Origin of the sequence: Spongiibacter sp. UBA1325, from assembly GCF_002306875.1 — a bacterium.
Lineage (GTDB): Bacteria > Pseudomonadota > Gammaproteobacteria > Pseudomonadales > Spongiibacteraceae > Spongiibacter > Spongiibacter marinus.
Map to the genome: position 1 here is coordinate 260,547 of NZ_DBTD01000004.1, position 21,918 is coordinate 282,464.

18 protein-coding genes and 1 riboswitch are annotated in these 21,918 nt (G+C 55.7%); of the genes, 10 read left to right on the plus strand and 8 right to left on the minus strand.

Annotated elements, in window-relative coordinates; genetic code table 11:
- Positions 1 to 436: 436 nt before the first annotated feature.
- Positions 437 to 1,216, minus strand: coding sequence for an outer membrane protein (locus B3K78_RS04035; protein WP_286694402.1), 780 nt, complete (start codon positions 1,214 to 1,216; stop codon positions 437 to 439).
- 502 nt (positions 1,217 to 1,718) lie between these two features.
- Between B3K78_RS04035 and B3K78_RS04040 the strand changes: the two genes are divergently transcribed.
- Both B3K78_RS04040 and B3K78_RS04045 read left to right on the plus strand, forming a co-directional pair.
- A complete protein-coding gene (locus B3K78_RS04040; protein ID WP_286694403.1) occupies positions 1,719 to 2,765 on the plus strand; it encodes an MDR family NADP-dependent oxidoreductase in 1,047 nt (348 codons plus the stop codon).
- 98 nt (positions 2,766 to 2,863) lie between these two features.
- Positions 2,864 to 3,421, plus strand: a complete 558-nt coding sequence (locus B3K78_RS04045) for a lipocalin family protein (RefSeq protein ID WP_204995168.1) — start codon at positions 2,864 to 2,866, stop codon at positions 3,419 to 3,421.
- Positions 3,422 to 3,437: 16 nt separating this feature from the next.
- Here B3K78_RS04045 and B3K78_RS04050 read toward each other — a convergent pair whose 3' ends face one another.
- Positions 3,438 to 5,678 carry a molybdopterin-containing oxidoreductase family protein gene (locus tag B3K78_RS04050; RefSeq protein ID WP_286694404.1) on the minus strand — a complete coding sequence of 747 codons (2,241 nt, stop codon included), beginning with the start codon at positions 5,676 to 5,678 and terminating at the stop codon, positions 3,438 to 3,440.
- Between the two features lie 98 nt (positions 5,679 to 5,776).
- Between B3K78_RS04050 and B3K78_RS04055 the strand changes: the two genes are divergently transcribed.
- Positions 5,777 to 6,679: a LysR family transcriptional regulator gene (locus tag B3K78_RS04055; RefSeq protein ID WP_286694405.1), complete on the plus strand. Its 903-nt coding sequence runs from the start codon at positions 5,777 to 5,779 to the stop codon at positions 6,677 to 6,679.
- A gap of 168 nt (positions 6,680 to 6,847) precedes the next feature.
- The gene (locus B3K78_RS04060) at positions 6,848 to 8,311 is read left to right on the plus strand and encodes an alkaline phosphatase PhoX (protein WP_286694406.1); all 1,464 of its coding nucleotides are present in this window, start codon (positions 6,848 to 6,850) and stop codon (positions 8,309 to 8,311) included.
- A gap of 63 nt (positions 8,312 to 8,374) precedes the next feature.
- Here the strand turns inward: B3K78_RS04060 and B3K78_RS04065 are convergent, their stop codons facing one another.
- Positions 8,375 to 8,989: a TetR/AcrR family transcriptional regulator gene (locus B3K78_RS04065; RefSeq protein WP_286694407.1), complete on the minus strand. Its 615-nt coding sequence runs from the start codon at positions 8,987 to 8,989 to the stop codon at positions 8,375 to 8,377.
- Positions 8,990 to 9,082: 93 nt separating this feature from the next.
- Between B3K78_RS04065 and B3K78_RS04070 the strand changes: the two genes are divergently transcribed.
- Positions 9,083 to 10,456, plus strand: coding sequence for a cytochrome P450 (locus tag B3K78_RS04070; protein WP_204995173.1), 1,374 nt, complete (start codon positions 9,083 to 9,085; stop codon positions 10,454 to 10,456).
- Positions 10,457 to 10,482: 26 nt separating this feature from the next.
- On the opposite strand, the gene B3K78_RS04075 is transcribed toward B3K78_RS04070, so the two are convergent.
- Positions 10,483 to 10,779 (minus strand): Dabb family protein, encoded by a 297-nt coding sequence (locus B3K78_RS04075; protein ID WP_286694408.1) that lies wholly within the window; start codon positions 10,777 to 10,779, stop codon positions 10,483 to 10,485.
- 74 nt (positions 10,780 to 10,853) lie between these two features.
- Complete coding sequence (locus B3K78_RS04080; protein WP_204995175.1) at positions 10,854 to 11,213, minus strand: winged helix-turn-helix transcriptional regulator; 360 nt, start codon at positions 11,211 to 11,213, stop codon at positions 10,854 to 10,856.
- Between the two features lie 148 nt (positions 11,214 to 11,361).
- On the opposite strand from B3K78_RS04080, the gene B3K78_RS04085 reads away from it, so the two are divergent.
- Both B3K78_RS04085 and B3K78_RS04090 read left to right on the plus strand, forming a co-directional pair.
- Positions 11,362 to 11,946, plus strand: a complete 585-nt coding sequence (locus B3K78_RS04085; RefSeq protein WP_286694409.1) for an NAD(P)H-dependent oxidoreductase — start codon at positions 11,362 to 11,364, stop codon at positions 11,944 to 11,946.
- A gap of 24 nt (positions 11,947 to 11,970) precedes the next feature.
- Positions 11,971 to 12,510: a redoxin domain-containing protein gene (locus B3K78_RS04090; RefSeq protein ID WP_286694410.1), complete on the plus strand. Its 540-nt coding sequence runs from the start codon at positions 11,971 to 11,973 to the stop codon at positions 12,508 to 12,510.
- A 65-nt stretch (positions 12,511 to 12,575) separates the two neighbouring features.
- Here B3K78_RS04090 and B3K78_RS04095 read toward each other — a convergent pair whose 3' ends face one another.
- The 3 genes from B3K78_RS04095 to B3K78_RS04105 all read right to left on the minus strand — a co-directional run bounded on the left by B3K78_RS04095 (position 12,576) and on the right by B3K78_RS04105 (position 15,764).
- Positions 12,576 to 13,439: a phytanoyl-CoA dioxygenase family protein gene (locus tag B3K78_RS04095; protein ID WP_286694411.1), complete on the minus strand. Its 864-nt coding sequence runs from the start codon at positions 13,437 to 13,439 to the stop codon at positions 12,576 to 12,578.
- Positions 13,440 to 13,540: 101 nt separating this feature from the next.
- Positions 13,541 to 14,569, minus strand: coding sequence for a helix-turn-helix transcriptional regulator (locus tag B3K78_RS04100; RefSeq protein ID WP_286694412.1), 1,029 nt, complete (start codon positions 14,567 to 14,569; stop codon positions 13,541 to 13,543).
- A gap of 49 nt (positions 14,570 to 14,618) precedes the next feature.
- Entirely contained in the window at positions 14,619 to 15,764 is a 1,146-nt protein-coding gene (locus tag B3K78_RS04105; RefSeq protein WP_286694413.1) for an aromatic ring-hydroxylating oxygenase subunit alpha, read from the minus strand.
- A gap of 131 nt (positions 15,765 to 15,895) precedes the next feature.
- Here B3K78_RS04105 and B3K78_RS04110 point away from each other — a divergent pair, with 131 nt between their 5' ends.
- From B3K78_RS04110 to B3K78_RS04120, 3 genes are all read left to right on the plus strand, one after another.
- Positions 15,896 to 16,495 (plus strand): TetR/AcrR family transcriptional regulator, encoded by a 600-nt coding sequence (locus B3K78_RS04110; protein WP_286694414.1) that lies wholly within the window; start codon positions 15,896 to 15,898, stop codon positions 16,493 to 16,495.
- A gap of 96 nt (positions 16,496 to 16,591) precedes the next feature.
- Positions 16,592 to 16,819: riboswitch (cobalamin riboswitch) on the plus strand.
- A 184-nt stretch (positions 16,820 to 17,003) separates the two neighbouring features.
- Positions 17,004 to 21,449, plus strand: a complete 4,446-nt coding sequence (locus B3K78_RS04115) for a cobaltochelatase subunit CobN (protein ID WP_286694415.1) — start codon at positions 17,004 to 17,006, stop codon at positions 21,447 to 21,449.
- A 22-nt stretch (positions 21,450 to 21,471) separates the two neighbouring features.
- A complete protein-coding gene (locus B3K78_RS04120; RefSeq protein ID WP_286694416.1) occupies positions 21,472 to 21,915 on the plus strand; it encodes a MotA/TolQ/ExbB proton channel family protein in 444 nt (147 codons plus the stop codon).
- The last annotated feature ends 3 nt before the right edge of the window (positions 21,916 to 21,918 follow it).

Here is a 21,918-nt window from a genome sequence, read left to right on the forward strand (position 1 = left end):
CGTTAGCACACGTTGTCAGTGGTGATCCAAAAGGGGGGATTTCGCATAAGAGTAGTTGCTTTTCATGATCCTGCTTCTTGCCCCTCCCCCAGGGGCTTTTTTTTGGGGTTAAATATCAATGCCTCGACGCCGCCCCGCCCAACAACCGTGTCAGCTTTGCCAAAGGCAGGTAGCGCTGACATTTCACCATTTGATCCCTCGGAAACTCCACCGTCGGCCACGCTTTTACAAGCGCTTTAACCGCAATGAATTAAACACCGGGGTATGGCTGTGTCGCCCATGCCACAGCGGTATCCACCAGCTTTATGATGAGCTGACCCTAGGGCAACGGTTTTCAAGCATAGAGGCCTTGCGTGATGATGAAGCGATAGCCAGGCATGTGAGGTGGGTGGCCAAGCAGCGTGTCGGTTCGTGACACGCTGCCTGGAGAAACGCCTTAGAAGCGGTAGCGCAGCGCCGCCCCGACAGTTTGAAAATCGAAGTCGTCGTCGCTGCCCTGTGCGTTGGTGCCCCCGGAGGCGGCATTGCCAAAGGCGTTGAAGGCGCCGTTATTCTGCCCCAGCAAATCCTGTTCGCCACTGAAGTTGGTAGCGAAATCAGCATCGCCGAGGTCGACATATTGATATTCGAAGGTGAGCGACAGCGGCCCGTTAAGTTTCACTTCAACGCCAATACCAACGTGGTAACCAATGTTGCGGTCATCCTTGCCGTTGTCACCACGAAAAGCGCCGGAGTTACCCTGCCAGCTGTAATCGACGTCGCCATAGGACGCGCCCAAGCTGAAGAAGGGCAGAATAGGCAGCTCGCTGGCATAGCCGATGTTGAACGACGCATGGGTGAGTAGGTCGATTTCCCGGCGCTCGACATACGTGGCGGGCGTGGCCGAGAAGGCGCTTTGATCCTGCGATAAATCGGCTGAGGAAAGGCTGAATTCGGCGCCATAGACCCAGCGATCTTGCTGGAATTTATAGCCGATCGCGGCGCCCAGTAAGCTGCCCGCGTTAAATTCTCCATTGAAGTTATCGCCGAAAGCGCTGTCTATTGCGGCGCGGTTGTCGCTGCCATCTGCGCGGCGAAATTCCAACTCACCATTGTCGCCTGGATTAAAACCCGCGCCTGCGCGTAGGTCGGTGTAGAGTCCCTGCCAGTTTTCAACGGCAAGTACAGATCTGCTCGCCGCCATCATCGACAGCAGCGCAAATGTGGTTCTTTTCATAAATCCCCCAAACTATCTTGTTATTTACAGCACAAAATACTGTTACGTATGTCGTAGCGGGGCGGATTTGGGGCTGTTTTCCGTGTTTTTTCTGCAAGCACTCGGGGGGAAACTTTTCGGCGCTTACCGTGACTTGGGGGGCAGAGTTGGTTGGCAAAGGCGACATGTCTGGTCCGCGTTACCGCCACCGAATTCAACATAGCGCACGCGGTGGGTGGCGTTGCCGCGGTTACTGGAAAATTGGAAACGCCGCTCACGGGGGCGTTGCCCGGTGTCTTCGCTGCATGTAGGGGCCGGTGTGTGGGGTTTCATCACGGTTATCGCTCCGTTGGGTACGAGATGCAGTGTATCAGTCCGAAGCAGGGCGGTGCAGCGCAGGCGCACGGTGAGCAATGCTGTCGTCGTTGCAGGGTAGATTCGTCGTGGATACACATTGCGGGCAATTTTATGCGCCACGTATAGTGCGCTGGCATCGTTAACAATAGCTAAAAAAGGATGAGTCATGTCACCGGAATTCTGCAACGGCTGGCGTATTGCCCGCTATCTCGACAACGCCCTGGCTGGCGACGAGCTGCGCTGGGGGAGCGAGCCGTTACCCGAGTTGGGGGAGGGGCAGCTTCTGCTGGAAACCTGCCTATTGTCGCTCGATGCATCCAATTTACTGTGGCTTAGCGAGAAGCGCGATTACCTGCCGCAGTTGCAGGTGGGCGAATTGATGCGCGGTAATGTGATCGCAAAAGTGGTCGCGTCGCGCCACCCAGACTTTGCGCTTGGTGATTATGTGATGAGTCTGCAGTCGTGGGCCGATTACAAGGTGGTAAGCGGTGATGAGTTGCTTAACGACGGCTTTACACTGAGGTTTTCTCCCCACACTGATATTCCATTGGATGCCTACATGGGAACGCTGGGGCTCACTGCCTGGTCTGCGCATATTGGCTTGATGACGGTCGGCCGTTTGCAAGCGGGGCAGCGGGTGCTGATTAGCGGGGCGGCGGGTGCTACTGGGTTAATGGCTGCGCAACTGGCCAAGGCCGCCGGTGCTCAGGTGTTTGGTATCGCCGGTGGCAGCCGTAAATGTGAATTCCTAACCGAGCAGCTGGGCTTGGACGGCGCCGTTGATTATCGGGCAAGTCGCGATTTGACCGCCGATATTCGCGAAATGATCCCCGACGGCGTCGAGCTATTTTTCGACAATGTCGGTGGCGAAATCCTAGATGCGGTACTGCCCACAATGACTATCGGCGGCTGTATTGTTGCCTCGGGCAGTGTGTCGCAATACGGCAAGCAGGACAGCTACGGCGTGAAGAATTTACCGTTGGTGACGCTGCACCGCTTGCGCATGGAAGGCTTTTTAATTCTGGACCACATGGCTGAAGTGCCTGCGATATTGCAGCAGCTCGAGCAGTGGTTTCTGGCTGGAAAACTGGTAAACCAAAATCAGCTTTTCCACGGTCTGGAAAATGCGCCTAAAGCCCTAGCGACGTTGGCAGAGGGCGGAAATACTGGCAAGCTGGCCGTCTATGTAGGTAAGTATTCACATACCCCTTAATTATTGGCAGATGGGGATGTTAATACGAGCGTATTTCTCAATGCTCTGAGTTTGGTCAAATTACGTACAGCAGGCATTCACTGGCAAAGGAGTGTGACATGTTACGTATGGCCATCCTCGGACTTTCAATGACGATTCTTTCAGCTTGCACCACGGCGCGTGACGCGCTCCCGGCACCGTCTTCGCTCGATCTTCAGCGCTTTATGGGAGACTGGTATGTGATCGGTTTTATTCCGCTGTTCCCCGAGCGCGATGCTCACAACGGGATAGAGAGCTACCAGCTTAAGGACGACGGCGGTATCGCCGTGGCTTATCATTTTCGCGATGGCAGTTTCGATGCCCCGCTCAAAACATATCGCCCCTCGGCAACGGTGGTGGAAGGAACAGCGAACACCCAGTGGAAGATGCAATTCCTTTGGCCGTTCAAGGCAGACTATCGGGTGGCCTATATCTCTGAGGATTACTCAGAAACCATCATCGGGCGCGAGAAGCGCGACTACGTGTGGCTGATGGCGCGTTCACCGCAGCTGTCGGAGACGCGTTATCAGGAGCTGCTGGTGCGCATCGCCGAGATGGGCTACGACCTCAGCGAATTTAAGCGTCAGCCGCAACGCTGGCCGGAGGCGCAGCCGCGGCCGCCTGCTTTTCCGAAATAGTGCCGCACTCCACCCGCTATTGCGGGGCGGGCTGACTGGGGACGGGGTGACTGTGGTAGGGCTGAATGGCAACCGGCAGGGCGCTCATACGGGGAATGCCTGAGAAGGGGTCGTAGTCGTCATCTGTGCTGATCAATGCCGAGGTGTTGCTGCCCTCACGGAACAAAATATCCTTCTGGTCAGTGGCATTCGCGTTTTCAGAAAGCGCCCCGTCACCGTAGGCATGGGCCATCGATAGCACGCCGGGTTTCAGCGTTTTATCGGCGTTGGCAATGCCAACAATCGCCCCATGCGCCGAGCGGATTTCAATGTAATCGCCATCATCGAGGCCGAGTGCTGCGAGATCATCCGGGTGCAAATAGGCCGGGTTGTACGGGCGTTTGGTTTTCACCAAGCGTGGCAGATCCCGCAGCGATGAGTTGTAGGCGTTTTTCATTCGGCGCGACACCAATGTAAACGGAAAGCGGTCATCGCGGGGCTTGGCCACCACTGCGGCGTCAAGTTCGGCCATCATGTCGGGGTTACCAATATCCAGCCTGGCTGTGCAGTCGGGGCGCTTGGCGGCCGCGACAATTTTTTCAGGGAACAGCGCGCCGTTCGGGTGCTTTTTCACTTCATCCAAGGGAATGCGAGAGCGGTTGCACAACAGCTCCAGCATGTCGTCGCTGGTAGGTTTGTTGTCCATATCCAGCATCACAAAGTCGCGCTCCTCACGCACCGTCGCCGTGCGCGATTGCATTGGGAAGCTGAATAGCCCAATGCCCAAACGCTGGGCCAGGCCGTAATAAAACTCCCACTCCTCGATTAAGTCGGAGCCCTCGGGTGTGTCCATCAAAGCCGGGGCATACATGCCGAAGGGCTCACAAAGTCCCCAGTGGTAAGAGAAGTTTTCCAGGTGCTCGACGGCGAGCGAAATGGTTGGAACTTCGTAGCTGACTTTCGGGGCAATAATGTAGTCGGCCAGTTTGGCGGTGGCCGACATTTTGATATCCACGTGAACCAGCAGTTCGAGCTTTTTCATCGCCGCCACGGTTTTCTGCTGGTCGGGCCAGGCCGCCACGGGGTTGCCGCTGTTGACGATAAGCGCCTTCACCTGGCCTTCGCCTTCCAGCAAAATTTCGTCCGCTAATGCCGCGGTGGGCATGCCTGCCGCGCTCTGTGAAAGGCCGCGCACGCGCAAGGCTTCGCCAACATTGTGATAGGGGGCGGGATCGGCCGCTTCGGCAATGGGCGTTGCCCGTGGCAGCAGTACACCGGGGTTGGCGACGGGCTCGCCCTCGCGCACGAAGCGGCCACACAGAGTGTTCAGGCACAGCAGTAAATACTCTGTCAGTGAGCTGTGGCCAGACATATTGGCGCCGGTTAGGCCCGTCGCTACCCCGCGCCTGGCCTTAGCAAACACCCGCGCAGCCTCAAAAATTTGCTCAGCGGGAACGTCGGCGCGCGCAGCCGCATGCTCTGGGGTGTAGGGGGCAACGGCATTTTTCAGCTCGGTAAAGCCTTTCACGTTTTCAGTAACAAAGGAGTCGTCGTATAACTGCTCTTTGATGATGACATGCAGCATTGCCGCCAGCACCGCGACATCTTCGCCAGGCGTTGGGCGCAGGTGAATTTGTGCGCGCGCGGCAGTTTCGGTTTTGCGCGGGTCGATCACGATGAGCGTCATGCCATCTTTGATCTTGTCGGTGAGGCGTCGCGCGGGGTTTTGGCTGGGCACGCCGCCGGCGATCGTCACCATGGGGTTGCCGCCAAGCATCAGCCAAACATCGGAGTCGGCAAAGGCCTGGGGGCCGGCTTTCCAGTGACCGAGCATGGCGTTGGCGATATCTTTGCCCGGTTGGTCGATGGTGGCGCTGGCAAATATCATCGGTGATCCCAGCGAGGCCACCAGTGAGCCAAGCAACGTACCGGCGGCGGGGTAGGGGCCGGAGTAAGTGCCGAAATAAGCGGCCAGTGCGCGAGGCCCGTGTTGGTCGACGATCGCCCGCAATTTTTCGGCAATCTCATCCATTGCCTGTTCAATCGCGATGGGCTCAAAGCGGCCATCGGGCATGCGTTTCAGCGAGTGCAGCAAGCGGTCGGGGTGGCGAATATGCTCCACCGAGGCCTGGCCGCGACTGCAGCAAAACCCGTGATAGGTCGGGCTGGTCTTGTTGCCAGTCACCTTAACCGGGAGGCCATCTTCCATTTCCACAATGACTGGGCAGGCGGCGTGGCACATCCGGCAAATTGAGGCATGTTGGCTGCGCGAGGACATAGTCGACTTCCAAAATGGGTGGAGGTGTGGAGTGTGGCTGGACTATAGAAATGCACATGGTATAAATCAAATTATTAAATTTTATAAAAGATATAAAAATGAGCGATATCTTGAAGGCCGACTTGAATGCCCTGAAAGTGCTGGATGTACTTCTGGATGAGTGCAGTGTCTCCCAGGCGGCAAAGCGATTGCATGTCACCCAGCCGAGTGTCAGCTACACTCTGCAAAAACTGCGCGATTTGTTCGACGACCCCTTGTTTGTGCGCAACCCCCGGGGGTTGACGCCAACCTCTCGCGCTGAGTCACTGCGGCCTGCCATCAAACAGTTGCTCAGCGATGCTCGGCAGTTGATCGCGCCGCCGGTGTTTGTTCCCGAGGAAGCTGAATTCACACTGTCGATTTCTGCGAATGACTACCTGCAAATCGCCCTGATAGTGCCACTGGTTCAGCGGATTCGCGCATTAGCGCCAAAGGTGAAAGTTGCCCTGTACGATCTGGACAGTAAAGCGGCTGCAGAGCGGATTCGCGGCGGCGAGCTGGATTTGATGCTGAGTTTTCCGCAGGCCCTGCCGGCGGACTTTTCCAGCGAAGAGCTTTTTACCGACCCTTACATCGCAGCGGCAAGGCAGGGGCACCCGCTGGCAGACCAGCAAGCCTCCGCAGAGTCGTTTTTGGGTTATGACCATGTCATTGTTTCACCCACGGGGTTTGCCTTTGAAGGAGGCTTATTTCGCGACCTGCATCACTCGCCTTTGCTCGACAAAGTGGCGGTTACGCTGCCCAATTTTGCGGTGTTGCCGAGTTTGCTGGCGGCTAGCGATCTCATCGCGATGATCCCGCGCCGGCTGCTATCGGTAATGTCTGGCCCGCTGAGTGAGGTAAAGATTGCGGCGACGATGCCGTCGATCACCGTTGCCGCAGCGTGGCATCCGCGCCTGGACCATGATCTCGCCCACCGCTGGGTGCGTAAGCTGTTGCATGCAGAGGCGCTGCTGGCCTGAGGGTCAGCCCGGAATGTTATCTCGCTGTCATATAACTATGCTAAAACCTATGGGCTTGTCATCTCGGTGTCACACGGCCGCCATTTTTTAGCGCTGGGCGCTGCGGCCAAGTAATAGAAAATACAAGTAATAGAAAATAGTAGTTAGAAAACTAGAGGGGAAGGTTGGATGAATCCATTATTAAAAGAAGCGGAGCGCAAGGGCTGGTCGCGGCGACTATTTCTGCGCAACCTGTTGTTCTCGGCAGGCAGTGTCGCCACGGCAAGCTGGTTGACCGCCTGTGGTGGCAGTTCGTCCAGTTCCAGCAGCAATGGTAGTGCGACGTTCTCCAGTAAATTTCGCAACATTGGCCCTCTGCAAGAGCCCAATGACGACGGCATTCGTCTTCCCCTGGGGTTCACCTCCCGTCAGTTGGCGGTATTTGGCGAGCCGCCAGTACCCAGTGTTGACCCGCTGTTCTTCTGGCATTCAGACCCCGACGGCGGTGGCACATTCAGAACCGACGACGGTGGCTGGATCTATGTTAGTAACTCCGAAGCGCGCGACCTGACAACGATCCGCGACCAGGACCCGACTGGTGAATTCCGACGCAATCTAGACCGCGATACCGCCGCGTTCTTGCCGCCATTTTTCGGCGGCGGGGTCAGTGCCTTGCGCTTTGATGCGGCGGGTAATCTTGTCGATGCCTACCCCTGCCAGCGCGGTACCACCACGAATTGCTCTGGCGGCGCCACCCCCTGGGGAACCTGGATTAACGGCGAGGAAATCTGGGACGGTAAGATGTTTGAGTGCAGCCCGCTTCGCGACGGCGGCGAGGCCGTTGAGCTGCCGTGCTTCGGCCGCAAAGCCCACGAAATGGTGGCGGTTGATGCCGAGCGCCGAGCGATTTACCACACCGAAGATATCGACAGCGAAACCGACCGCTTCTACCGCACCGCTTGGACGAGCAGCAGCTGGCCGGTAGCCAATGAGCGCCCCGACATGGCTGCCGGGAAACTGCAGGTGCTGTATGTGCCTGCCGGCATTGATGCCGCGCGTGCCGGCCCGACGCCGATTGTATGGAACGATGCCATTGACGACGGCCGCGCTCAGCCTGCAACGGTGGGTGAGGTCGACGCCACGATCTTTGGAGGCAATGAAGGGGTTTGGTACCTCAATGGCTTTATCTTCTTTTCCACGAAGAGTGACGACAATATCTGGGCCATTGATATTGACGGCGAAACCATCGAGAGCATCTACGCCCCTCGGGATGACGTGGCAGGCTCCCCCTTCGACAATGCCGAAGAGCCGCTGACGGGGGTGGACAATATTGCCATGACGCTGGACGGTGAAATGCTGGTGGTGGAAGACGGCGGTTTTATGCGCTGCATGGTGCTGTTGCCGGACCGAACCACCATTCCGCTGTTACAGCTTCCCGGCAACCCTAACCTTACCGAGGTGACCGGCATTGCCATTGCCCCCACTGGGGACCGCTTATACGTATCCGGGCAGCGCAGCCGTCCTTTAGGCTTGTTGCCACCGGAATTGGAACCCGGTTCGCCCATTCCAACCCGCGTGGCAGGCGTTACCTATGAAATTCAAATGCCGTTCAAAGTGAGAGTGGATCGTCCGCTGGCGAAGGCATTGAGCTAGTTGGTAGTGAATAAACTTGGCGCAGACATTTCCATGGTCTGCGTCGGTTTTCATTTTCGCTGTTCAAATAGCTCTGAAAATGCTGTCGTTCACCAGTTTCAAAGCGCCCTCCATACGCGCCTCGATGGGGAAGGCGTCTTCAATATTCCAGCTGATAATGAGAGAGATAAAAACGCCTACCAATACATCCATATAGGTTTCGAAGTTATTGTCGTCGACTAACTTACCGTCATCTTTAGCTGTCGTCAGAATGGCTCTAATGTTGTCTTGAAAATGATTGCGCTGCTGATTACGCATGTCGCGGTGGCTGCCTGAAATAAAATAATAATTGATGAGTTCGCGGTAAGTCTGGTTCACCGGCACAAAGGCTTGCGCCATCCCCATTAAGGCATGTTCTATCTGAAGTCTGGGCTCGTCACTGACGGCTAATGCCTCTGCGAAAAAGACGTCGCCAATCGTGGCGGCTTCCGTCGCCAAGTGGATCATGAGCTCATCTTTGTTCTTAAAGTGATTGAAAAAGGTTTTGTGAGCTACGCCTGATGCTTTGACAATATCGACGACGCTTGTATTGGCAATGCCCTGCTTCTCAAAGAGCTTTAAAGCGCTTGAGGTGATCTTGTCGCGAGACTGCTTTTTGCGATTCTCGATTCGCTGAATTTGCTTTTCTGTTAACGCCAAGACGCCTTCCCTTACATATCTTTAATTTTACAACTTTACCATAGCAAACTAAGTTGCACGCATGTGTAACTCAGTTGGCGGCGAGGGGCTGTTATGGAATCTGTAGAAAAACTCGACCTGGAGACCGGCTATCGCCGCGCAAAAGACAGTGTCCGGATCAGGCATATACCGGGGAGCTATGGTTTGCCGCTTGTGGGAAGAGGCATAAGGGGTTTTGTGGACTTCCCTGGTTTAATCAAAGAGCACTACGAAAAGTGGGGAGAAGTGTCGCGCATACAGTTTGGCGACCAAAAAGGCCTGCTGCTATTGGGGGCAGATGATATCCAGCGGGTGTTTTTAGATAGGGATCAAAATTGGTCTACCGAAATGGGGTACCAAAAAACGATGCGCCACTTCTATGATGGTGGCGTACTCGCGTATGACTTCGATGTGCATAAAATGCAGCGGCGCATTCTGCAAACATGCTTCAAAACGGAGTCGATGAGGGCTTACGCGCAAAAGATTAATGAGCTGGTAAAGCTGTTTATAGACGGCTGGAACGACGACAAACCGCTGGAATTTTATCCAGAGATCAAAGAAATACTGCTGCGTATAGGTGCTGAAATATTCATCGGTGTTGATGATGTCGGCGAGGAGTATCAGAAGCTCAACGACGCGTTCTTAAACATCCAGGCTGGTTTTAACGACCCGGTAAAAAAGAATATTCCGGGGACCCCCTTCTACAAGGCAAAAAAAGGGGTGGCTTACCTGAGGGATTACTTTACCAGCTTGATACCGGCGAGGCGGCATAGCGACAAGAGCGACATGCTTACACTGATGAGCAAAGAGTGTAAGGAAGATGGCACGCCCTTTAGCGATGAAGAAATCAGTGATCATGCCGCATTTATATTATTTGCTGCCCACGATACCGCGACAAGCGTACTGAATCATCTGGTGTATTACTATGCGGCTAATCAACACTGGCAGGAAAGGGCGCGAAAGCAGAGTCTTGCGCTCGACAAATCGCTACTCGATTTTGATAGCTTGGAGGCTATGAGCGATGTTGAGAATGGCTTCTATGAGTGTATGCGCTTGCATCCACCCATTCCGATACTGATTCGTCGCAGTATTCGGCCGACCCAGTTAGGTGGTTACGAGGTTCCTGCGCATACGCCGGTGATGATGGCAGCGATTCACAACCACTACTCAGAGAAATATTGGTCCAGCCCAACAACTTTTGACCCGGACCGATTTTCCAGCGAGAGGAATGAAAAAAAATCTCACCCCTTTGCCTATTTCCCGTTCGGTGGCGGTGCGCATAAGTGTATAGGTATGCATTTTGGCGTCATGCTGGGAAAGATATTCATGCATCACATGTTGCTGAATTTCACTTTTGAATTACCGAAAAATTTCGAAGTGAAGTTTCAGTTTGTTCCGCTACCAAAGCCAGAAAAGCTCCCGCTTATTCTGAGTAGAAGGGCTAACTAGGTCTGGCAGCTAGCTAGCACGGGAATTTAGGGCGTTTCAAACTGTACCGACTGGAAGGTGTCGAGAATGGGGTTTGCCACCTCTTTCATAAAGCGCTGGTGGCTGGGGTGAGTAACATAGGTTTTTAAGTCCGCCTCCGAGTGAAATTCAGCCACCAACGCGTAGTCGGCATTACCGCGATACAGCTTTGCATCGGGGCCAAAGTGGTAGGAGACGATCTCTGGAATATCTTCTGGAAGTCGGGCTAGCCCCTGGCTAACGGCGTCTATTTCAGTTTTCGTGGTTTCCGGCTTCCACGTGAGGAGTACGATGTGTTTAATCATTTTAATCCCGTAAACATAGTGGATGTTGTGTCTGGGCGTCTGTGTGGCCGCTGCAGACCCATTCGCGACGGTAGTTAAGTAATATTGTTGGACTCCGACCATATTCGCAGGTCGTCCAAAATTTTCAGCGCACTGCGGCCGAAGTCTGTCAGCGCATAATTGACGGCGATCGGGCGCTCGCTGATCACGGTACGCGTTACCATATTGCGCGCTTCAAGCTCTTTCAGACGTTGATCTATCATCTTCTTACTTGCCCCGCCGAGCATTCGTACCAGGTCATTAAACCGTACTGGACCGTCTTTTAGGTGATAAATAATAGAGCCAGTCCATTTTCCACCAATCACCCTCATGCCGCGCTCAATCGAGCAGGGCTCCAGGCAGGCATCACTGGCGGTTCGGCGGCCTCGTTCGTCAACGTTCACCCGTGCTTTCATTGTGTGCTTTCCCCGTTCTTCGCCCAACTGTACCCGTTGGGCTGATGTAAAGGTAACCAAAAGGTAACTGGTTGTTTTTGGTAACCACTGTCGATATCGTCCTCTCATTGCTTGGCTTAATCAAGTCCTGACCTGACTGGAGGGTTTCATGAGTAATATTCTGATTATCAATGGGCATCAGCCCTATGACTTCGCAAAGGGCGAGTTAAACGCGGCCTTCGTTGCGGCCGCTGCAGCCTACTTTGGCGAGCGCGGCGACGCCGTGCGCCAGACGGTTGTTGCCGATGGCTACAATGTTGACGAGGAGGTGGCTAACCATCAGTGGGCAGATGTTGTACTGATGCAATTCCCCGCGAACTGGATGGGGGTACCCTGGTCTTTCAAAAAGTACATGGACGAGGTGTATACCGCAGGCATGGATGGGCGACTGTGCGAAGGGGACGGCCGCAGCGCCGCTGATCCCAAGCGCAACTACGGCACTGGGGGAGTGTTGGCGAATACACGCTACATGTTGTCGGTGACGTTCAATGCCCCAAAGGAGGCCTTCGACGATCCCGCTGAGCCATTTTTTAGCGGCATGAGTGTCGATGATTTACTCGCGCCGGTTCATTTAAATATGAAATTTTTTGCCGCGACGCCGCTGCCTACTTTCTCTGCGCACGATGTGATGAAGGCACCTGATATCGACAGTGACTTTACGCGTTTTCAACGCCACCTCGCCACTCACCTTTAATGGTTTTACCTGGGAGATGCCATTATGACAACGCCTAAACTCGAAGCGGGTATGCCTTTTCCGAGCATACACGTTATCGCCGAAGATCAAACGACTCGCGATATTACTACGCCACAGAATGGGTGTGACTGGATGATGATTGTCGTCTATCGCGGCAAGCATTGCCCTCTGTGTACGCGGTACTTGAACAGTCTGGAGGAGGTCAGAGAGACGCTCAAAAATAGTGGGGTAGATATTGCCGCGGTGTCCGCCGACAGCCCTGAGCAGCTGGCAGCGCACAAAGCCGAACTCAAGGTTAACTTCCCCCTGTACACTGGCTTGTCTGTCGAGCAAATGCAGGCCCTGGGCCTGTATATTTCTGACCCGCGATCAGCGCAGGAAACCGACCATCCCTTTGCGGAGCCGGGTATATTCGTTATCAATTCTGAGGGCCAGCTACATGTGGTGGATATCTCAAATAACCCCTTCGTTCGCCCAGAGATAAGCACCTTGGTTTCCGGTTTGCGCTGGATACGAGACCCGGACAACAACTATCCGGTAAGAGGTAAGCGAGCCTATCAATGATTTGGTTGGGCAAACGCTAACCGAAAAAGCGCCGGTCACCGTCGGCGCTTATATCACCGAGTAAATTACGCCAGGCCCTCCAATAATCGCTTTGGGTGCTTGCCATCGACCATGCCCATAAATGGGCCATAAATTGAATAGCCCAGCATCCGTTTAATATCTTCTGAACATTTTGCCACGCGCTTCAGTGGTATAGATAAGCTGAAGTTTTCCTGAGTACGGCAGTAGCCCTCACAATACTGCGCAGTGATAGCCAGCCGTGAGGACGAGGAACGGTTCGCGCCGCCGCCATGCCACAGCGTTCCGAGAAAAAACACCACTGAGCCTGCGGGCATTTCGCAGTGAATTTGCCGGGACAGTTGCTCGTCGGTGGGGCCACCCTCTCCCCATTGGTGAGACCCCGGAATCACCACGGTGCCGCCATTTTCTGTCGTGAAGTCATCTATCGCCCACACAGTCGCGGCGCCTAGTGCCTGCCGTGGGCGCGGCAGAGCGTAAAAAGCATCGTCGGTGTGTATCGCCTGCTGGCTCTCTCCCGGCAAAATATTGATGACTTGTAACTGCGACAAGAGATAGCCCGGCTGAAAGAGGCTGTCGAGTAGCGCCAGAATAAGTGGATGCTCGACCAACGGGTTACAAACGAAAGTCTTCGCAATAACGGAATACAGTCGCTGGGTCAGCGCTCCCTCAAAGTCATTGCGGCCCGTGCTGTCCAGGAGGGGAGACACCTCTTGTCGAATTTCATGCAGTTGTTCAGCAGACAGGACGTTGGGGATAATAACGTAGCCATCGCGTTGAACTGCGGCCAACTGCTTATCCAGCATGTGTCGATCTACTTTGCTCAATGCATCGGAGGCCGATTTTTTGTACTTACGAGCGGTCTCAGAAGACACATAGCTGTCAAAGTTTTCTTGCTTGGGTGTCGTCATTGCCTTTTCCTCTGAATCGATATTTGTTGGCCCTTAGGTAAGCCTTGGATGCAGTGTAGGCGGCAGTGGCTGAGGGAAGAATGTTTAGGCGTTGCAAGAATTTAGCATTTCGTCGCATTTTGCTGCGCGATCTTTCTATAGTCGGCGGGGCTGATTCCCATCCAGCTTTTGAAAGAGCGGCTGAATGATCCGGTTTCTGTGTAGCCGAGCTGTTCGGCAATTGCTTCGATAGAGGCATCGCTATTTACCAGCTGATACAGCGCTTTGTCGTGGCGCACTTTAGCGAGAATGGCCGAGTAGCTCGTGCCTCTGGCTTTGAGGTGGCGGGCCAGGGTGTGTTTCGACACACCCAGTATCCCCGCTATTGCAATCACGTCTGCGTCATCGTTCCCCAGGCGGTGAGAGATTTCTGCGTACACCCGCCGGGTGAGGTCATCATCGTCAGACCAGTACAGGAAATGCTCCATAAATCGCTTGCTGTAGTCATCCGCATTCAGCGATGGGCGCACCGCAAAGGCCAGCGCCGCCGCTTGAAATTGCAAGCGTGTCGAGGCCGCACCAAAGCTCGGTACGGCGCCATAAAGATAGGCAAACTCGCGGTCGAAGGGCATTGCGTCAAACTGGAAGTGCAGCGAGCGGATGGGCAATTGTTGCCCCGCCAGCCAGCTGGGAATCTTCACCAGTGCCATCATGATGGTTTGTTGAAACATAGGACTGGTCGTACGACCGTTAATGCGCCTGAGCTCGATACAGTGCTGGCTGCGTAACTGCGACAAGTCCAACAGAGTTTGCTCGGCATCGAGAAACAGGCTGTAAAAGCGATTGTAGTTTTCCAGGGCGCTGTACAGGTCTGGACTGTGCACCAGCAGATGGCTCAGGGTATTCAGGCTTCCTCGCGGCACGGGTCGCGGCAGAAAGCCCAGCATTTCGTCATCTAATTGCTCGGCCAGACAGCGGTGCAAGCTGCGATATTCGTTGATGCTGACTTTTTTCTTACTCAGCAGGTCGGATACCAAGCCCTTCAGTGAGGAATTTGCCAGCTCCTGTGGCGGCAGGTGTTCGACCATCTGCGCGATAAACTCGCGGGGAATGGTCGGCATGTGCAAATAGCTACGAGCGCGTGTATTCATATCACCTCGGAAACAGAGGCTGCGTTCTTATCGCAACCCTGTGTTATCGCTATTCTGGCGAGAGTCGATCACTGATTTGCTGGTTGAATACCGCCAGTGCTCCTTCAAACCGGCCGAAGTTTAGCGCTTCGTTTGCGCCTGAACGCAGCCCCTGTTGTATGCTTTCGCCAATTGCAAAATCCTCGCTGAGCGTTTTTACGGTTATCGCATGATTTTTCGCCCAGTGCGCCAGGTCTTTGTCCGTTTCGACGCGGTTTTTCGGCACCAGTGTACACAGCCGCATGCGGGTAGACGACGCGCTGAGTGGCTCAAAGTGCACCCATCCAATATGGTCAGACTGCACCAAGAGCTGGGTGGTTGGGAACAAGGTGTAGACCACCTGAGCATGGTCGCGCAGCTGCCAGTCAGCTTCAGCTTGTGTGCGCAAGTCGGCCATTGAGCGCTTGGCAAGTATGGAGCGCAGGTGCGGCCCGCTGCTTTCGTAGCTCGATAAGTTGTCGAAGAAGTAAGGCGCGATGGTGTTTCGGTGGGCCACGCGGAAGTGATAGGCCTCTATGCCGCCCTCCACCAACAACTTCCAATTCACCTCGCGGGTTTGCTCCTCTACGTGGAGAAGCTGCAGCGACTCGCCGCCAAACCATGAAAAGTCCGGGGCATAGTCCTGCAAAAAGGCGGGGATATCCGGCGCTTCTTCGCCGGCCGGATTTACCCACAGCCAACCACCAAACTCGCTGCAACCAAGTCGTTTTAAGCCGTGTTGGGCGCGGTCCAGATCGGGGAAGCCCAGCTTTTGATGGGGTACACCAATAAGCTCGCCGCGGTTGTCCCAGGTCCAGGCGTGGTAGGGGCAGGTGAAGCGGTGTTTGCAGCCAGATTGTTCATCTACCAATCGCGTGCCCCGGTGGCGGCAAACATTTAAAAAAACATGCACGTGGCCATCGGCATCGCGGGTGATCAGCAGAGGTAAGCCGGCCAGTGTGCGGCGCAGAAAAGCGCCGGGTTCTTTCAGCTCGCTGCTGTGCACCAGAGGCTGGGGTAGTCGCCGGAAAATGGCGGCCTGTTCCCGCTCGAAAATCGACGCCGAATAGTAGTGCTCAACAGGGTTATGGCTAACGCTGTCGTCAAGAAAGGCAGACTTTTCTTCATTGAGTTTCAGCAACTCGTTAATGCGATGAATTTCAGTTGTGTGTTTCACGCTGCGACCCCTTGCGATTTACGCGGCTTACCATGTGGTAAGTGAAACCATACTTACCACATGGTAAGCTGTCAAGCGGCGATAAGTGTGGCAAACAGCCCGTTTGAAAAAAACAGTAGGAGCGCATGGTGATGAGTGAGGCAGCGGATACGCGACAGCAATTTTTGTCGGTGGCAACACGTCTGTTTGCCGAGCGCGGTTTCTATGGCACCAGCATCGCGGCCATTGCCGACGAGTTGCCCTATACCAAGCAGGCCCTGCTTCACCACTTTGGCAGCAAGGAAAAGCTATACGGCGAAGTGCTGAAAGGAATTTCTGACCAGTTAATGGCAGAACTAGAGGCAGCGCGCGATGCCACAAGCGGCGAGGGTAGCAGTGCCTTGGAAGACACGCTGATACGCTTTTACCGCCTGCTGGAAGGGCAGACCCACAAAACGCAGCTGCTAATGCGCGAACTCCTGGACAACAAACACCGCGCAACCTCTGCCAATATCTGGTACCTGCGGCCATTTTTGGAGTCGCTTATCGCGTTGGCCAAGCAGGCCTCGCCTTCCACCTTTTCGTCCGATGCTCAGGCCTTAATTACCGTGTATCAGCTGCTGGGAGCGATGAATTACTTTCTGGTTTCCGAGCCGACATTGAGCCAGATGTTTGGTGAGGAAATGTATCGCGAACTGCGCAGCGGCTACGAGGAGAAACTCAGAGTATTGATCTCGCAAGCCATTGGCTGACCCACACAAATTTCGCGTGATCAAAAATCGCCTGGCGTCTGCTACCCGGTATTTAGTGCCCGCGCCTTTGTCTTGACCGAGTTAATTAAGTCGGTATGATCGCTCCCTGTTCCAGGTGCCCAATTGTTGTTTTACTTGGGTTAAACGGGAAACAGGTGCGCATACTGTGCTGATTCTGGCCATGCATGCTAGCCCTGTGCTGCCCCCGCAACGGTAATCAGAAGTAGTTTGGCACGGCCACTGTCTCACGACGGGAAGGCGTCAAACATTTGGAGAGATCCACTTCTGTAAGCCCGGAGACCGGCCTGAACACAGTGCGTAGTTGCGGTGGGCGACGTAGCAGGGCCAGTTTTCCCTTCTAAATTCCTCCCTTTTCGACAACCGCGTTTTATCAATCACATGCGGGTGGGCATGCGAGCGCAATAGCTGGTTATGCCAGTTGTCGAGACGTCCACTTGCACGCGGTATCACAGCCTTACTTTGGCTGCCGTACAGGAAGGGACTTCGGGTGAATCAGCATTTTAACAAGTGGCACTGGACTAAGGCGTTACTGGTATTCCTCCTCGCACTGACTGCGAGCTTGCTGTGCTCGGCGGCGCAGGCTAGCCTCGTGATCGTCTCCGACCGCTCTTCCTCGGTGCTGGTGGCGGGCGCTCACCGCTATCTTGATAAGAAGCCGCAGGCGGATATAGCGATTCGCACCGTTAGCCAAGTAGAGCGACTGAACGACGCAGATTTACAGCAGCTACTGTTGAGTCACCATTCCTTACTTCTCGCGGGGGTGTTCGGCGAATCCGTCGAACGCCTGCTGGCAATGGCGTATCCGCGCGGTCAACGCCGCTTTGTATTGCACAGTGACAACCGGCTTATGGCGCTGCAGCGCGATGCCAATGGGCAGCTGTTTTCCAGCGCCGTTAGTCAGCAGTTTGTGGGCAGCGAGGGCCTGGCGCTGGATGCTGAGTCACTGGCGGCCAGCCAGCAAAAATTTCCCGATTACAGCGCGTGGTTGCAGGCACGGGCGTATTGGATTCACCGCTCGGCGGTGAATGCCGAGTCGTTGATTGCGCTGCTGAATGATGGGGATGTCGCACCACTGCGAGAACAGGCGCCGCTGCGTTTGGCCTTACACGGTAAACAAGGGGAGCGTTGGCTGACGAGTGACGAGCTGGACCAATCACTGTCTGCCGATAAGCCCATTGTTTGGGTGCTCGACCACAACACCGGCGACCTCAACGGTGAATGGGCGTTGCATCGCGCTATTTGCGCAAACCAGCAGTGGCAGTGCGTCTCGTTATTGGCGGCATGGGGTGAGCCCAGCGTCGACGCTGTAGATACCATCGCAACGCTAATGGCCGGTAAGCGTGCGGCGACGCCCTCGGTCATTATTTCTCTGCAGGACTTTGTGGTTGGCGGCGGTGAAGGTCGCCAAGCGGTTCTCGACGCTCTGAAAGCGCTGAACTTGCCCGTGTTGAAAGGCCTGCGGGTGCTGGACTGGGGCTATAGTGACTGGCAGCTTTCCGCTCAGGGTTTGCCGGCAGATTCAGTGCACTACCGTTTGGCCATGCCCGAACTCCAGGGCATTGGACAGGCGCAAATTCTCTCGCTGGCGTCAGACTCCGGTATCGACCCGGCCACCGGTGCCAGGCTGCGTCGCAGCGAAGTGGTCGACGCTGAGTTGGCCCGGCAACTGCGGCGGGTAGAGCGTTGGTTGGCGCTGCAAAACAAGCGCAACGTCGATAAACGGATCGCCATTGTCTACTACAACCACCCCCCCGGTCGCCACAATATCGGCGCAGATAATCTCAATGTCCCCGACAGTTTGCTGGAAATGCTGCAGGTACTGCAGTCTGCGGGCTATCACACCGGAAAGCTCCCAGAGAGTACCGAGGCCTTGCTGAGTTTGCTGCAGGAAAGGGGGGTGAATTTACCCGAAGATCGCCAGGCATTGGCGGAGATGTCTGGTAAGGTCGCCAGCCTGAGTGCAAACGATTATCGGAAGTGGTTTGCCACGCTGCCCAAGGTTGTGCAGCAAGAAATGGTGGCTGGCCCGCTGGGTGAATTACACCAGCGCATGGTGAGTCAGCTTGAGAGGCTCAGCGCACTTCAGGATTTTCGCCTGCGCCATAAACGTTTAACGCTACTCACCGAGAGTATGCACAATACCGTCACGAATCTTCACCACGCCCTCGATGGTGTGCGTCAAAAAAGCCGCAATCGGGCGCTGGATTTATTGGAGCAGCTAGAGCGCGAATACCAGACGCAAATTGATGCCGTGGCCAGTGGTGGCCAAGCGTCATGGCGGGCCGCCGAGGCGCGGGTGGCAGCGCTGGTTGCGCTGGGCATTGAAGGCATTCGCGGCTGGGGCGATGCCCCCGGCAAGGTAATGGTTTGGGACGAGCGTTTGCTGGTGCCCGGCGTTCGCTTTGGCAATGTCTTCGTCGGCCCGCAGCCACCGCGGGGCTGGGAACTGAACGAAGAGCTGTTGCACGCCAATTTGAGTTTTCCGCCGCCGCATCAGTACCTGGCGTTCTATCGTTACTTGCAGGATGACTTTGGCGCCGATGCGCTGGTGCATGTGGGTCGTCATTCCACCTACGAGTTTTTGCCGCGCCGGGGTGTGGGCCTGGGGGAAGACGACTACCCGAGCATTATCGCGGGTGATCTGCCGGGGGTGTATCCCTATATCGTCGATGGCGTTGGCGAGGGGATTCAAGCCAAGCGTCGTGGCCTGGCGGTGATGGTGGATCACTTAACGCCGCCTCTGGCAGTTACTGAACTTTACGATGAGCTATTGGAAGTGCGGCAGTTAGTGGAGAGCGCCGAGGCCGCGAGTGACCCGTTTACCCGCAGCGGCGCGCTGGCGCAGCTCAGGGCGAAAATCGATGAATATGGTCTGCGCGATGAGCTGGAAGCGTCGATGGACGAAGAGCTAAAAGTGCGAGGTATCGGTTTTGAAGAGATCGATGAAGAGCTCTTTCTCCACGAAGTCGGCCACTACCTGACCCATGTTCAGGAAGACTTTATGCCGCTGGGCTTGCATGTATTGGGTCGCGATTGGAGCCCGGCCGGCGTTGATACCATGTTGGCTTCGATGGCGGATAGCGGCGCGACTGAGGCTGAAAAAGCGGTGTGGCGGCGAGACCTGACGCGTTCTCCCAAAGCCGAGATGGCCGCGCTACTCAATGGCTTAAATGGGCGCTTTGTTGCGCCCGGTAAAGGCAACGACCCGATTCGAACTCCCGAGGCCCTGCCCACGGGGCGCAACTTCCACGCCCTGGACGGCAGTCTTATTCCCAGTAAGCTCGGCTATCAGGTTGGGCGCCAGTTGGCTGATCAGGTGCTTCGCGGTGAGCAAAGCGATGAGGTTCTGCTGCGTGAAAACGCCCAGCGCGTTGCCGCCAAATACGGCGAATCGGGCCCTGCCAATAAACAGGGCGTGATTCTTTGGGCCTCGGATGCGGTGCGGGACGAAGGGGCGATGGTGGCCTTTGGCCTAAAGCTGCTGGGTATGCGGCCGGTGTGGAACAGTCGCGGCATTGTAAAAGGGCTGGAGCGCATCGAGCTTGGCGAGGATCAGCCCCGGCGTATGGACGTGTTGTTTACCGCCTCTGGGCTGTTTCGCGATTTATACGGGCGACACATGAACTTGCTTGATCGCGCCGTGTTAATGGCGGTGGATGCCAGCCGCGACATCATCGCAGAGCGATACCCGAATTTACGGCCCGCCCTCAATGCCGCGCTGGCGCTGATCGAAGATACCGCAGCTGGTGGTCGCGAGCCGCTGGAGAAAAACCAAGTGGCGACTAACTGGGTGGTAGAGGCGCGCGCGATGCTCGCCGCGCAGCCGGGGATGGGTGCCAGTGAAGTGGGGCGGCAAGCCAGCCTGCGCGTCTTTGGTATTGCGCCGGGCGGTTACGGCGCAGGTATTAACCGACTGGTTGAGCGTTCAGGTGCCTGGCAAGACCGGAAGGAGCTGGGTGAGGTCTACCTCAAGCGCATGGGGCATGCCTTCGGCGTGGGTTTGCAGGGCGACGCGGCGCAGCAGGTGTTTCGCGACCAGCTGGCGGGTGTATCCAAAACCTTTCTCGGGCGCGCCAGTAACCTCTATGGTTTGATCGACAATAACGACGCCTTCGACTACCTCGGCGGTTTTAATTTGGCCGTGGAAACCGTCACCGGTCGACAGCCGGAAAGCGCGGTGATCAATCATGCCCGCAGCGATGCGCTGCGTATGGACAGCTTACAGAAAACGCTCGCCACCGAGTTGCGCGGTCGTTTCTTCAATCCACAGTGGATCAAACCCCTAATGGAAGAGGGCTACGCCGGTGCACGCACCATGGGCAGTGAATTCGTCGAGTACCTCTGGGGCTGGGAAGTCACCAGCCCGGAGTTAATCAGCGACGCGGTGTGGAGCGAACTAAAAGACGTTTACATCGACGACAGCCGCGACCTTGGGCTGGATACCTTCCTGAGCGAAGGTGATAAGCGCTATGTACAAACCAATATTTTGGCGGTGATGTTGGTGGCCATCGACAAAGGGTTTTGGCAGGCCGGTGAGCAAACCACCGCCCAGCTCGCCCAGCAGTTTGCCAGCAATATTATTGAGCACGGCAACCCTGGCAGCGGCCACACCCATGCTAATCACCCAATGTATGAGCTAGTAAAAGCCCAGCTCAGCGCCGAGCGCGCAGCGGAGCTTGAGGCCGTGTTGGCGCGCAGCCGCACGGTCGCCGAGCAACCGGCTGCTCAGCCCAGCACCATTCGTGAAGTGCAAGTGGCGCCGAGTGAGCTAGCGCCGGACCAGCATGCCGAGGAGTTGTCGGCAGCGAAGGGTGACGGTGAGCAGGCTGAGTCGGCGCGCAGTGGCATGTCGCCAACATGGTATTGGCTGCTGGCAATGGTCGTCGTGTTATTTGGTGTGGGTATTCGCCGCGGTTTGCGCGCTAATGCGTAACCGTTAGAAAAGGAAAGTCGCTATGTTTTCGAGTTTATCGCTGGATGTTTTACATACGTTATCTGGCCTGCTGTTAGAGCCTGTGGTGTGGGCACTGTTGCTTATGTTGGCAGTGGCCGTGTTTGAGTGTGGCCTGGCGCTGGGTGAGCGCTTTGGCGGCATTGCCCGCATGAGCCGCGCCGCGCTACTGGCAACGGGGCGGCGGCGCATCGAGCGAGCAGATTTTGTCACGCGACTCTCGCCCATGCTCGGCCTCATGGGCACACTGATTCCATTGGGGCCAGGGCTGGCCGCGTTGGGTGAGGGCGACTTGCAGGTGCTTACCACGGCGATGATCACGGCTTTTGATACCACGGTTATCGGTTTGTTGGCAGGCATGATCGGCTTTGTACTTGGCCGCTTGCGCCGCCGCTGGTACGACCGAGCGTTGCTGGTATTAACGCCGTCGACAAACGCAGGGGAATAGCGT